Origin of the sequence: Pseudomonas japonica (assembly GCF_013522925.1) — a bacterium.
GTDB lineage: Bacteria > Pseudomonadota > Gammaproteobacteria > Pseudomonadales > Pseudomonadaceae > Aquipseudomonas > Aquipseudomonas japonica_A.
Window position 1 is genome coordinate 27,747 of sequence record NZ_JAAMQU010000009.1, and the last position, 13,344, is coordinate 41,090.

The following is a 13,344-nucleotide window of genomic DNA, read 5'->3' on the forward strand; positions in this document are numbered from 1 at the left end:
GTCAGGGCAGAGAGAGGAACAGCCGTCGGGCCGCCGTCAGGTCGATCCTGCTGCGGTAGATCCCGATGACTTCCTCATTGTCACGGGCTTGCTGGAGTTGTTTCTGATACCCGTCGAACCGCTGGGTCACGGTTTTGAGGTGAGCGGCAGTAAACCGTTCCGCTGACGAGGTCGTGGTGTCGTAGTGAAAGTGAGCGTACCAAAGCGGATGCCGCTGGCGGTCCTGAATCTCGTACTCCTGAACAAAGTCACGCCGCCCGCCGCGCCCTAGAGGCGTGCGCCCGCCGAGCTTGCGGATGGTGACCTCCCCTTGCTCCACCAGGAAATCGAGCCGCGCGACCGTAGGCAACAGGCTCTTGCTGATCTCCACGCGTGCGTGTGTCCCCGTGCGCCGGGCAATGCCCGCCAGGTCCCGAAGTTCGTGAGCCTTGCGCTCGGCCGACCCACGCTGTTGTATTGCCGCATCGGTTTCGTTGAGCTGGGTGAGTGCTTCTTCGATGTCCTCGGCCGCCGCCTCCAGTCGTCGTGCGCTGCCGTGATACAGATCCTCGATCTCGACCGGCACCCGGGTGGCCAGCTTGAACCGTGCCAGCGTACTCACTTCTTCTCGTACCTGGCGCATCGCTTTATCTGCTTCGGCGACCAGGCTGTCGAGGCGTGCGCCCAATCCTTGCGCCGGCTGGCGCACGGGCACCGCTGGCTTGTTCCACGCGCCCGTGGTGGAGTCCTGGCGCCAGGTCGCCAATACCCGGCCATTGGAAATAACCTGCGCCACCTTTTGTTGCGTCCGGTGATCGGTATGGGTATGAGCCATCACCGACTCCCCTTCAGCGGTAACAATGACCTCCGTGGCGACAGGCTGTGGCGTGCTTGAGGCAGGGCGCGGAACGCTCGTTGCGGAGGCCGGCCGCGGACGGGGCCGACGCGGCGCATTCCGGCGGGCGCTTGCGCTGGACACTACAGGCGTTACGGCACTGCGCACCAGCTCTCCCATGCGGGCCTCAGCATCCTCTCGCATCGCCACGGCTATGCGCTCGAAGCGCTCCAGGGCCGGCATCACCCCTTCGGCGGCGAGCAGTTCCTTGAACACACGCAGCGCATCTTCCACGCGCTGATAGTGATGAAGGGCGGTATCAAGAACTTCCATCGTTTGCTGGGGTGTAGCTGAGGGGTCGGCGATCAGGTCGGCATGGGATGTACCGTGGACCAACAGCGGCTCCAGCGCTCGGTGCACCTGCTCGGCCAGTGCCGGATTGCCACGAAGCGGCTCCATCACCAGGCCCAGTTCACAATAGGCCAGGGAGGATCGCAACTCCATTGGCGAGTGGAAGGTGTCCACGGCCCGGGCATTGTGTTCCAGTGTACGAGCGCCGAGCCGTGGAATCGCTTCGATCTGCCGGACCGTATCATGATGCAACTGAACATAGATCAGGGATTGCTCGGTCAGGTCCCGGTAGCGCTCGATGAAATTGACCCACCCTGCAGGATCACGAAGCACCAGCTCGTTCAGCGCCTTTTCGCTGACTTTCAGATAAGGCGAGTCCTGAACGCACAAACGCGAGAGCTGGGAAAGGTTGTCCGTGATGGTCCGGCTGATGTGCAATTGCCTGGCAAGCACTTCGCAGATCCGCTCGGCGTAATCGGTAAGGGGCGTGGCCTTGTTCAACCCTTCGTAGGCCGAAATGAGCTGGGCGCCGTGTTCGTGCCCCTCTCGCAGTAGCTTATCCAGGGCCTCCCTGTCGTCCATGGCCGGCTCGTCGTGCTGTGAGGCATGCTCGACTCGCTCAGCAACGCTGTTTGCGCGTGTGCGCAGGGATTCGTAGTAGCCTACGATCTCAGCGTAAAGGCGTTCGCCCTGCTGGCGATCCACTTCGTTCTGGTGTCGACGCGCCTCGATCCGCCGCTTTGGCCCGCCCCCGCGCAGCCGTAGCCGCAGATCAAGGGCCCAGCGCCCGGCCTCGTCCCGGCGGATAAACGGCCCCTCCTGGCCTTCAGGGCCAACGATCCTGAGGTCGACGTCTTCGACGCTGACCGCGTAGTAATTGTGCTGCCACTTCATCAACCATTGCCGATCGTCCAGATAAAGCCCTTGATACGGCCCATGGGGGATGGGGCTCAGCGGCTCGCTGGGCGGGCTGGCGCGCAGCGCGGCCAACGCTTGTGTCTGGGTTGGCGAAGGCACCAGGCTGACGGCGGACCAACTCAGGTCCAGGTCAAGCGGCCGGCTCACGGCTTTCGCTTCCGCGACCGCCGTTTCAGCCCAGCCCAGCATAGCCACCGGCCTGGGAGGCTGCGGAGCTGGCGCCTCTGGCGGCTCGGATGCCTCGTCGACCGCACCGTCGCCGATCGCTCCACCTGGGCTGGGCTCAGGTTCCTGCAGGCGCTCGGGTTCATCCACCGGCCAATGGACAGCTTCGCTCAGAAGCAGCATTGCAACGCTGAACAACAGGTTGGTTCGGGCCGCTGCCGATGCGCTTTGCGACTGATCGAGGGTGTTGAGGTAAACGTTGAAGGCATCGCTGAGTTGAACCAGCCAACCCGCGGTCGCCAGCGGGCCGTTCAGCACGGGCATCAAGCCGGTAAATAGCGTTTGCGCAAGGTGGCCAAGCGAAACCCAGCGGTCTTCGGCATTTGAAACCGAGCGCCGCTCGGCCATATCAATCAGGGCCTTCACCACCTGCTCATAGAGTGTGTGCAATCGCGGAGCAGCCAGCGGCACCAGTACCGGGCGGGCCGGCGACGGAACCTGTAACGGCGCGAACTCATCACCCTGGCCAAAACGCGCGACGCGTGGCTCCCGCAGGCCTCCCCGGCTATAGCGCGAACGACCCAGGTCGGTCATCCAGAGCAGTGCGCTCTCTTGAAGCTCGCCAGGGGCGCACAGCTCATCCCATAACGCATCAAGTGAGCTGAACTGGCGAAGCGGCTTGGCGTGCAAGGGCCGGTACAGTACGCAGGGCGCGGAAGGATCGGTATCCCGGGTAAAAAGGTAGGTGCCAGCGATAATATCGACACCGTACTGCGCGCCGGCGGTCACACCCAATCCCACAAGATGGGCGGGCTCTGGTGTGGGTAGCGCCCCAAGGCCCTCCTCCACCAATTGATAACCGTCGCGGTCCATGGCGCATTCGCCTCGCAGCATCAACTCCCAGGCCAGCAGGGGTAGCTGAAGGGTAACCTGATGGCCGAACAGGGTTTGCCGGGCTTGTGATTCAGGCCCTTCTACCAGCCGCCTTCGAAGCATCGCGGGGTACTGCTCACCAACGTCGATAGCGCGGACCAGGGCCTTTAGTTCATCCTCATTCAACCAGGCGGGCACGGTTGTACCGGGGCGGGCCGCGATATCCAACCAGGCTGCTTCATGGGCAGTCAGGTTATCGATGGCCAGCGCGGTCACGCTTAGTGCTTCCTTCAAGAAGTGCGGCTCCGACGGCCCCCCTGTGACTGCAATCGGATCGGGTACCACAGAAACAAGCGTCAGTACGAGGTGCTCCGGCACCAATGCCGGCCCTTCCGGGTGCAACCGGGCGGCCTCGTCGCGAAGGCGCTGGTATACGTAGGCTTCAAGGGTGGGAATGTCATGGAGAAACCAGCTCCCCGTCACTTGTGGCCAGCTCAGAGCAAGCTGTGCAAGTGCGCCCGCGAAATGCCAGCGGTCGACCGCCGGCGCCCGACGCAGCCAGTCGGGCAGCGCTCGTTGCAAGTCGCGAGCATTGCGCTCCTGCCTTCTGGCATCGATCTGAAAGAAACCGGTGACCACATCGCTCGACGCTTTCAAAAGTGAGGTCGCTGACAAGGACTCTGTCATACGAACCCAGCCTGTTACTCCGCTAAGCTGGATCAATTGAGTTTGCAACAGGCTGCGGGCCAGCGCGCAGAACACATCACCGGTCGCCTCCACCCGTTGCAGGGTCGCATCCTCAGCCCCGTCCCAACGGCTCAGCATCGCGTCGATGGCGTCCCGCAATGCCCGGGTGGAGGGAAAATACCGCAGCCCTCCATTCTGCGAAAACAGCAGGTGGTCATCGCCCTGGCCGTCCCCGGTAAAGCTGACCAATAATTGCGGATCGAGCCTCGCATCGAACGGCAATGCCGTATCGCCTTCCTGTATCTGCAGCAGGTATACCCTGACCGGATCGGCAGGTCGCTGCCCAAGGATGGCTTCGTTTTTGCGCCATGTGGCAACCGTCAGGCCTGCTTCATAGGCGTGCATCGGCAAGGTTTCAGCGCTGCGCCCGCTATGCAAGCCCTCGATAAAGCTGGCTCGCGCATAGTCAGCCATCCATCTCCAGTGGGTCTCGCCCTGGGAATCCGTTTCGCTCCAGAACAGGGCAAGGGCCTCCTCGAACGATTCGATCAGGGTCGGCCGCACCGCGTCCAGTTCTTGAGCCATGCATTGCAGGTCGACTGCAAGCTCCGTCCATTGGGCACCCTGCTTCTGGATCAAGGTTTGATAACCGGGCACTACCGTGAGCGCCGTCTCACGTACGAAGAGGTCAATGAGCAGTTCGGGCAGCACCACATAGTTCAACTCCCCCTCTGCCCCGCCGGTTAGAGGCCACGCCAGAGCAAGGCTGCCGGGGTCAGCCTCGACAGGTGGCTGCAACCGCAAGAGCGCCTGCCCGACCAGGCGCGAAGCGGTAGATAACAAGCTCGGTTGGCGGCGAAAACGTTTAACTGCGGCCCCGGCGACCGGGGAGTAACGGGTGATAACACTGGGAAGGCTTAGAGGCACAGGCATTGCAGGCTCCTGGTGGGTTGGGAGGCCACCATGCAACCGTAGACGGGGGCAGGTTGTGTGGTACGCAAGTACCGCTTCGCTTCAACCCAGCGGGTTGCTGATTCACGCCTACACTCATTGGGGCAAGTCCGTAGTGCCAATGCAAAGAAATCCGAAACTTCTGAGTGCCGCCCGGGTCAGGTAAACAGTGAGTGATGCGCGGTTTTGAGCGTGCCCTTACCCACCCCTCCAGGAGCGATTCATACCGCGTGTTTCACCCGCGGGCCGGCCATACGAGCGGCATTGGGGTCGGATTAGAAAAACCATAGATCTGCCAGAAGTCATTTACGCTACGGGAGAGAGTTTGATGATCAGTGCCGCTGTCGAAACCCATGGAGAGCGTTTCAATCAGCAGGTCAGCGAGGTTGCCTCGCTGCCGGCTATCACTTCGACCAGCAGGGTGCTGCAACCGGACCACACGGCGAATCCGAACCGCAAGAAAGTGCTGTTCGTGACATCGGAAATGGCGGATCTGATCAAGGCCGGGGGCCTGGGCGACGTGTCGGCGGCATTGCCCCGCGCGATGAGCCACCTGCACGACGTGCGCGTGCTTATCCCCGGCTACCCTCAAGTGCTGGAAAGCGACAACCCTATCCACATCGTGGGCGAACTGGGCGGCCACGCCGCCTTGCCACCTTGCAAGGTCGGGCGTATGGACACTGCCGATGGGCTGGTGATCTACGTGCTGATCTGTCCCGAACTGTATGAGCGCGACGGCAACCCCTACGGCGCCGTCAACGGCCGGGACTGGCCCGATAACCACATCCGCTTCGCCCGCCTCGGCCTGGCCGCCTGCGACATCGCCGCCGGCCACGGCATGGTGCACTGGAAACCCGACCTGGTTCACGCCCACGACTGGCCGAGCGGCCTGGCCCCGGCCTACATGCACTGGCGCGGCGTGAACGTCCCCACCCTGTTTACCATCCACAACCTGGCCTACCAGGGCGTCGTGAGCCTGGCCTGCTGCCCGGAGCTGGGTATTCCCGAGCACGCCCTGCAGCAGGAAGGCATGGAGTTTTACGGCAAGCTGTCGTTCCTCAAGGCCGGCATGGCCTACTCCAGCCATATCACCACGGTGAGTGCTACCTACGCCGAAGAGATCACCACGCCGGAGTTCGGCTGCGGGCTGGACGGCTTCCTCACCAGCAAGGCGCATCAGGGCTTGCTCAGCGGTATCCCTAACGGCATCGACGCCAGCTGGGATTCGGCCACCGACCCTCACCTGGTTTGCCCCTTCAGCCTGAACGATTGGGACGGCAAGGCGGTGAACGCCGAGCATGTGCGCAACCTGTTCGGCCTGGAGCCTTCCACTGGCCCGCTGTTCGCGGTGGTGTCGCGCCTGGTGTACCAGAAAGGCCTGGACCTCACCGAAGGGGTGACTGACTACATCGTACGCAACGGCGGCCAGATCGCGATCATCGGCCGAGGCGAGCCTGAAGAAGAACAGGCCATGCGCGACCTGGCCAAGCGCTATCCGGGGCAGGTGTCAGCCCGTATCGGCTTCAACGAAACCGATGCCCGGCGCATGTTCGCTGGCAGCGACTTCTTGCTGATGCCTTCCCGCTACGAACCTTGCGGCCTGAGCCAGATGTACGCCCAGCGATTCGGTTCGCTGCCCGTGGCACGCAAAACGGGCGGCCTGGCCGACACCATCGAAGACGGTGTGACCGGTTTCCTGTTCGACGAACCTTCGGTGGCGGCCTACGAAGAGGCCCTGAAGCGCGCCTTCTACGCCTTCAGCAAGCCGGACCTGCTGAACGCCATGCGCTGCCGCGCCATGACCCAACCGTTCAACTGGTCGCAGGCCGTTGAACCCTACGCCGAACTTTATACAAAGCTGGTCAACCGCTCACATGGGCGGGCCGGGCGGCATTACTGATCGAGGAGCGCCGACATGGCTGACCTGCAACCTGTTACCTGGGCACACGGGGCCACCCGTGTGGGCGATAATCTAACCCGCTTTGCGCTCTGGGCCCCTGACGCGGAAAACGTCAGGGTGGTGTTCGATGACGGTGAACAGCTCGTCATGATCAGCCAAGCCGAGGGCTGGTTCACCGCTGAAGCTGCCTGCGACGCAGGTACGACCTACCGCTACCAGATCAATAACGACCTTACCGTGCCCGACCCTGCCTCGCGGGCGCAGCAGAGTGATGTTCATTCCGCCAGCGTAGTGGTCGATCATGCCACGTACCCCTGGCGCCACGCCCAATGGCAGGGCCGCCCGTGGCATGAAGCAGTTATCTATGAGGTGCATGTTGGCCTGATGGGTGGTTTCGAAGGCGTGGCCAGGCAACTGCCACGGCTGGCGGCGCTGGGCATCACCGCGATCGAACTGATGCCCATCGCCGAATTCCCCGGCGACCGCAATTGGGGCTATGACGGCGTGCTGCCCTATGCACCCGAGCACTCCTATGGCACCCCCGACCAGCTCAAGGCACTGATCGATACCGCTCATGAGCACGGCCTGATGGTGATTCTGGACGTGGTGTACAACCACTTCGGGCCGGACGGCAATTTCCTTAACAGCTACGCCAAGGGCTTCTTCCGCGAAGACAAACACACTCCCTGGGGCGCGGCGATCGACTTCCGCCGCCCGCAAGTACGGGATTTCTTCATCGACAATGCCCTGATGTGGCTGCTCGATTACCGCTTCGACGGCCTGCGCTTCGACGCCGTGCACGCCATTGAAGACCCCGATTTTCTCCAGGAGATGGCCCGGCGCATCCGCAAAGCCATCCCGGCCGGCCGTCACGTGTGGCTTAACCTGGAAAACGAACATAACCAGGCTCACCTGCTCCAGGAAGGCTACGACGCCCAATGGAACGATGACGGCCACAATGCGCTGCACGTGCTGCTTACTGGCGAAGCCGAGGCCTATTACGAAGACTACGCCCAGGACACTACGGCCAAGCTGGCGCGATGCCTGGGCGAAGGCTTTGTGTACCAGGGCCATACCAACCGCCACGGCGTAGCGCGGGGTGAGCCCAGCGGGCACTTGAACCCCACCTCGTTCGTGCTGTTCTTGCAGAACCACGACCAGATCGGTAACCGCGCGTTTGGCGAACGCTTGTCTCAGCTGGCGCCGGAACCTGCCCTGCGCGCCGCCACTACCCTGCTGCTGGCCTCGCCGATGATCCCCCTGATGTTCATGGGCGACGAGTGGGGCGCGGCCGAGCCGTTCCAGTTCTTCACCAGCTTCCACGGGGAACTGGCCGAGGCCGTACGCAACGGCCGCCGTTCTGAATTCAAGTCCTTCAGCGCCTTCCAGGACCCGGAGCGCCGCGACAAGATTCCAGACCCGAATGCGGAGTCCACGTTCAAACACTCGCGGCCCGCCTTCGATGACTTCGAGAAACACCAGCGCGGCCCTTGGGTGGAGTTGTACGTTCACCTGCTGAGCATGCGCCGCCGCGACCTGATGCCACGGCTGCCAGGCAGCCGCTCGCTCGGGGTGACCATTCTGGCCGACAAGGCCGTCTCGGCGCGCTGGCAGTTGGGCGATGGCTCGACCTGGCAGATCGACTTGAACTTTAGCGACCAGGCAGTGGCGGCAGAGCTGCCCTTCGACCGCTACTGGCTGTTCGATAGCCGCGGCCCGAACGCGCGCTTCGATGAAGCCGGCGAGCTCCCGGCGTACACCGCGTTGGTCAGCCTTATCCCCCGCGACCCGCTGGAGGCCATTTCATGAGTGACCAAGCGCTCAGAAGCCTCGCCGAAAAAGTCGGTATCGCGGTGGAATGGACCGACGCCAACAACCGCCCGCAAACCGTAAGCCCTGACGTGCTGCGCAACGTGCTGAGCGCGTTGGGCCACCCGGCGAACAGCGACGAGGATGTGACCGAAAGCCTGCGCGTGATGCAGGCAGAAGAAGACAATCACCGCCTTCCTCCCTTGCTCACTGCCGATTATGGCAAGCCTCTGCCGTTGAGCCGCTGGTTGGCACCGGGAGCAGCCTGCACGGTGCATCTGGAAGACGGCGGCGAACTCGAGCTCAAGCTCGACGCCCAGGCGGCACTGCCTGGCATGCTCCCGGTGGGTTATCAGCAGGTTCGGGTGGGCGATCAGCACTTCACCGTTGCCGTGGCTCCGGCCCGTTGTTACAACGTGGCCGATGCGCTGGGTGTCGATGCGCCTCGCGCCTGGGGGCTGGGCGTGCAGTTATATTCACTGCGTCGCCCGCATGACGGCGGCTTTGGCGACACGCAAGCGCTGGAAGAGATGGTACGCGCCGCCGGCGAGCGAGGTGCCGACGCCCTGGCGATAAGCCCCATGCATGCCATGTTCAGCAGCGATACCACCCGCTACAGTCCGTACTCCCCGTCCAGCCGTTTGTTCCTCAATGCCTTGTATGCCGCACCCGGCGCGGTATTGGGTGAGCACACGGTGCGTGCCGCCATTGAGCACCTGAACCTTGAGGGCACGCTGGCAGAACTTGAAAAGCTCGAACTGGTGGATTGGCCCAGGGCCGCCGAGGCCAAGCTGAGGTTGCTGCGCGCGCTCCACGAAGATTTCACCCGTGCTGCGCACCCTATGCAGGAAGACTTCGCCAGTTTCCGCCAGAAAGGCGGCGAAGCCCTGGCCGACCATTGCTGCTTTGAAGCCCTGCAAGCTGAATGCGCCCGCAAGGGCGAAAGCCAGGACTGGCGGCAGTGGCCCGAAGCCTGGCGCCACCCACGCAGCCCGGGGGTGGCCGAATTTGCCAAGGCCCACGAGCAGGAAATCGAATTCTATGCCTTTGGCCAGTGGCTGATCGCCCGCAGCCTTGAGCGCGCCCAAACCGCCGCCAAAGCCAGCGGCATGCGCATCGGCCTTATCGCAGACCTGGCCGTGGGCGCGGACGGTGCCGGCAGCCAGGCCTGGAGCCGGCAGGATGAACTGCTGGCAGCAGTGACCGTAGGCGCTCCGCCGGACATCCTCAACCGCTCGGGCCAAAGCTGGGGCATCTCGGCTTTTTCTCCTGAGGGCCTCAAACGCAATGGCTTCCGGGCCTTCATCGAGATGCTGCGGGCCAATTTCGCCCACGCCGGCGGGCTGCGGATCGACCACGTGCTGGGCTTGAATCGCCTGTGGGTCATCCCGCAGGGCGAGAAGCCTACCGAAGGCGCTTATTTGCATTTCCCGCTGGACGACCTGTTGCGCCTGCTGGCGCTGGAATCCCATCGCCACCAAGCCATCGTGCTGGGCGAAGACCTCGGCACTGTGCCGGATGGGCTGCGGGAAAAACTCGCGGCCCGGGACATCCTCGGCATGCGGGTGCTGCTGTTTGAGCAAAACCACCCGGGTGATTTCAAGCAGCTGCTGGAGTGGCCCGACAATGCCCTGGCCACCACCAGCACCCACGACCTGCCGCCACTCAAGGGTTGGTGGCACACCAATGAAATCGGCTGGACCCGTCGCCTGGCGCTGATCGACGAGAAAACCGAACGGGAATGGCGGGAAACCCGAGTGAAGGAAAAGCGTGGCCTGGAGCACATTCTCAAGCAGGACCCGCAGAACTTCGTTGAAGAGCGCCAGGACCCGGACATTGCCGACCAGGTCATCGATGGCAGCGTTCGTTTCGTGGGCCATACCCGGGCCCCCCTGGTGCTGCTGCCCATCGAAGACGCCCTGGGGCTGGTGGAACAGCCCAACCTGCCCGGCACCATTGACGAACACCCCAACTGGCGTCGGCGCCTGGAGGCGACCGGTGCTGCCCTGCTAGACCTGCCCGACCCGGCGCGCCGCCTGGAACTCCTTGCCGTAGCCCGCCGACAAGCTCATGAGCGTGACCGATGAAGCCATTTACCGCGAGTATTCGCCTGCAATTCCACAAAGATTTCACCCTCGATGACGCTGTTGCGCTGGTGCCGTATTTCGAGCAACTGGGCGTAAGTCACGTCTATGCCTCCCCCTTGCTCAAAGCCCGCGCTGGCTCCATGCATGGTTATGACGTGGTCGATCCCACCGTGGTGAACCCCGAGCTGGGTGGCGAACCTGCCCTGCGCAGGCTCGTTGCCGCGCTGCGGGAACGGCAAATGGGGCTGGTACTGGATATTGTGTCCAACCACATGGCGGTGGGTGGCGCCAGTAACCCTTGGTGGCTGGACCTTCTGGAGTGGGGCCGTCGCAGCCCCTATGCGAATTTCTTCGATATCCAGTGGCATTCGCCCGACCCCCTGCTCGAGGGCCAGCTGCTGATTCCATTCCTGGGCAGCGACTACGGAACCGCCCTGCAACAGGGTGATATCCCCCTGCGCTTCGACGCTGAAGCTGGCAGCTTCTATGTGGAGCACTATGAGCACCGCTTCCCCATCTGCCCGCCTGATTACGCAAGCATTCTGAGCATTGCAGTGGACAACCGGCTGGAGGCCATAGGTGAACGCTTCGGCGCGCTGGCACATGACGCCGATGCCTATGCGCAGGCACCGGCACTGCGCCAGGAGCTGGCTAACCTGGCAGCCGAGGGTGCAGTGTTCCGGGCATTGGAAACCGTCCTCAAGCTGTACGACTCCACTACGCCAGAAGGTTTCGATCGCCTGCACCGCCTGCTGGAACGGCAGCACTACCGCCTCGCCAGCTGGCGCACCGCCGCAGACGACATCAACTGGCGGCGCTTCTTCGACATCAACGAACTGGGCGGGCTGCGCGTGGAGCGCGGCGAGGTGTTCGAGGCTACCCACGCCAAGATCTTCCAGATGGTAGAGGAAGGCCTTGTGGACGGTCTGCGTATCGACCACGTGGACGGCCTGGCGAACCCTCGCGCCTACTGCCGCAAACTGCGCCGCCGCGTAGAGCGGCTGCTGCCAAAGCGCCCCGCTGAAGCCAAGGTGGAGCACTTCCCGATTTTCGTGGAAAAGATCCTCGGCAATGGCGAGCAGCTACACCGCGACTGGAACGTGGACGGCACCACCGGCTATGAATTCATGAACCAGGTATCTCTGGTGCAGCACGACCCGCGTGGCGAGCAGCACCTCAGTGACCTGTGGGTACGGATGAGCGGACGCAGTGCCGACTTCATGGAAGAGGTGCGTGCCGGCCGCCGGTTCGTGCTCCACGGCACCTTGGCGGGCGATTTCGAATCCGTGGCCCAGGCCCTGTTGCAAGTGGCCCGCAGTGACCTGATGAGCCGGGATTTCACCTTGGGCAGCATCCGCCGGGCGCTCGAAGGGTTGATCGTGCATTACACCGTTTACCGTACCTACATCACGCCCTGTGGCCGGCCCGCCGAGGACGAGCCTTTCTTCGCCCAAGCGGTGGAAGGCGCCCGCGCCGACCTCAGCGAGGGCGACTGGCCGGTGTTGGACTTCCTCGTGCGTTGGTTGGGCGGCGAGCCGTGGCGCAGCCTGCCGGTGGGGCGTCGCAGGCAAACGCTGCGCCACGCCTGCGTGCGATTCCAGCAACTCAGCTCCCCTACAGCCGCCAAGGCCATGGAAGACACAGCTTTCTACCGGAGCGCCAGATTGATCTCGCGCAACGACGTGGGCTTCGATCCTGAAGTATTCAGCGCGCCCCCGGAAGCTTTCCATGAAGCGTGCCAGATGCGAGCCGCGGCGTTCCCGCGCAACCTGCTGGCAACGGCGACCCACGACCATAAGCGAGGTGAAGACACGCGCGCACGGCTGGCGGTGATCAGCGAACGTAGTACCTGGTACGGTGCGCTGATCACCCACTGGCAGGCGCTGGCGAGCAGCCTGCGCGGCGAATATGCCGATGGCCCCGCCCCGTCCGGTGGCGATGAAGCCATGCTGTATCAGGCGCTGCTGGGTAGCTGGCCGCTCGACCTGCAAGCCGACGACGCCGCAGGCCTCGCGGCCTACGCCGAACGTATGCAGCAATGGCAACAAAAGGCGCTGCGCGAAGCCAAGCTGGTCAGTAGCTGGAGCGCACCGAACGAAGCGTATGAGAGTGCCTGCCGGGACTTCCTGCAGAACCTGCTCACGGCCGATAGTACATTAGCGCTGCGCCAGTCCATCGTTTCGGCAGTACACGTACTTGCACCGGCAGGTGCGCTGAACGGGCTTGTACAAGCCACTCTGAAAGCCACTGTGCCAGGCATCCCGGACTTGTATCAGGGCGCCGAATTCTGGGATTTCAGCCTGGTCGATCCGGATAACCGCCGACCCGTGGACTACACTGCCCGGAGCGAAGCGTTGGCCACCGCCACCGACCCGCTCGCGCTGCTCGAAAACTGGAGCGACGGGCATGTGAAGCAAGCACTGATCGCCGCCTTGCTGAATATCCGGGCCGAGGAACCGGCCCTGTTCCTGCAAGGCGACTATCTGCCGCTGGAGGTTCATGGCGAACAGGCGAGTCGAGTGCTGGCGTTTGCCCGCCACCACCAGGGCCGCCATGCGATCGTGATCGTGCCGCGCCTGTGCAGCGAATTGCTGGCCGAGGGCAAGTTGCTCGTTTCGGACGAAAAATGGGGGGATACGTGTGTCCGGCTTCCTGAAAACCTTTCGCGGCTTGAATTTAAGGGACTTTTTTCATCTCAGGCAGTCACATTGGACAAGGACTTGCGGATGAGCACGGCGCTGAAGGCATTCCCCGTCAACCTCTATCTACAAAGTGACTCGTGATCAGGA

The 13,344-nt window shown here is 63.2% G+C and carries 5 protein-coding genes; 4 read left to right on the top strand and 1 reads right to left on the bottom strand.

Going from position 1 to position 13,344, the window contains the following annotated elements; translation table 11 throughout:
• Window position 1: 1 nt before the first annotated feature.
• A complete protein-coding gene (locus G7016_RS15385; RefSeq protein WP_181115846.1) occupies window positions 2-4,741 on the bottom strand; it encodes a dermonecrotic toxin domain-containing protein in 4,740 nt (1,579 codons plus the stop codon).
• A 346-nt stretch (window positions 4,742-5,087) separates the two neighbouring features.
• On the opposite strand from G7016_RS15385, the gene glgA reads away from it, so the two are divergent.
• The 4 genes from glgA to G7016_RS15405 are packed head-to-tail and all read left to right on the top strand — an operon-like array spanning window position 5,088 to window position 13,338.
• Complete coding sequence (gene glgA / locus G7016_RS15390; protein WP_181115854.1) at window positions 5,088-6,659, top strand: glycogen synthase GlgA; 1,572 nt, start codon at window positions 5,088-5,090, stop codon at window positions 6,657-6,659.
• 15 nt (window positions 6,660-6,674) lie between these two features.
• Entirely contained in the window at window positions 6,675-8,468 is a 1,794-nt protein-coding gene (treZ, locus tag G7016_RS15395) for a malto-oligosyltrehalose trehalohydrolase (RefSeq protein ID WP_181115863.1), read from the top strand.
• Complete coding sequence (gene malQ, locus G7016_RS15400; protein ID WP_181115865.1) at window positions 8,465-10,555, top strand: 4-alpha-glucanotransferase; 2,091 nt, start codon at window positions 8,465-8,467, stop codon at window positions 10,553-10,555. The genes treZ and malQ overlap by 4 nt, the downstream gene beginning before the upstream one ends.
• Complete coding sequence (locus tag G7016_RS15405; RefSeq protein WP_181115867.1) at window positions 10,552-13,338, top strand: malto-oligosyltrehalose synthase; 2,787 nt, start codon at window positions 10,552-10,554, stop codon at window positions 13,336-13,338. Before malQ ends, G7016_RS15405 begins: the two co-directional genes overlap by 4 nt.
• The last annotated feature ends 6 nt before the right edge of the window (window positions 13,339-13,344 follow it).

Bases quoted from the DNA above. Each gene is read 5' to 3' on its own strand.
- glgA (WP_181115854.1), top strand. From the start codon at position 5,088: ATGATCAGTGCCGCTGTCGAAACCCATGGAGAGCGTTTCAATCAGCAG.
- treZ (WP_181115863.1), top strand. From the start codon at position 6,675: ATGGCTGACCTGCAACCTGTTACCTGGGCACACGGGGCCACCCGTGTG.
- G7016_RS15385 (WP_181115846.1), bottom strand. From the start codon at position 4,741: ATGCCTGTGCCTCTAAGCCTTCCCAGTGTTATCACCCGTTACTCCCCG.
- malQ (WP_181115865.1), top strand. From the start codon at position 8,465: ATGAGTGACCAAGCGCTCAGAAGCCTCGCCGAAAAAGTCGGTATCGCG.
- G7016_RS15405 (WP_181115867.1), top strand. From the start codon at position 10,552: ATGAAGCCATTTACCGCGAGTATTCGCCTGCAATTCCACAAAGATTTC.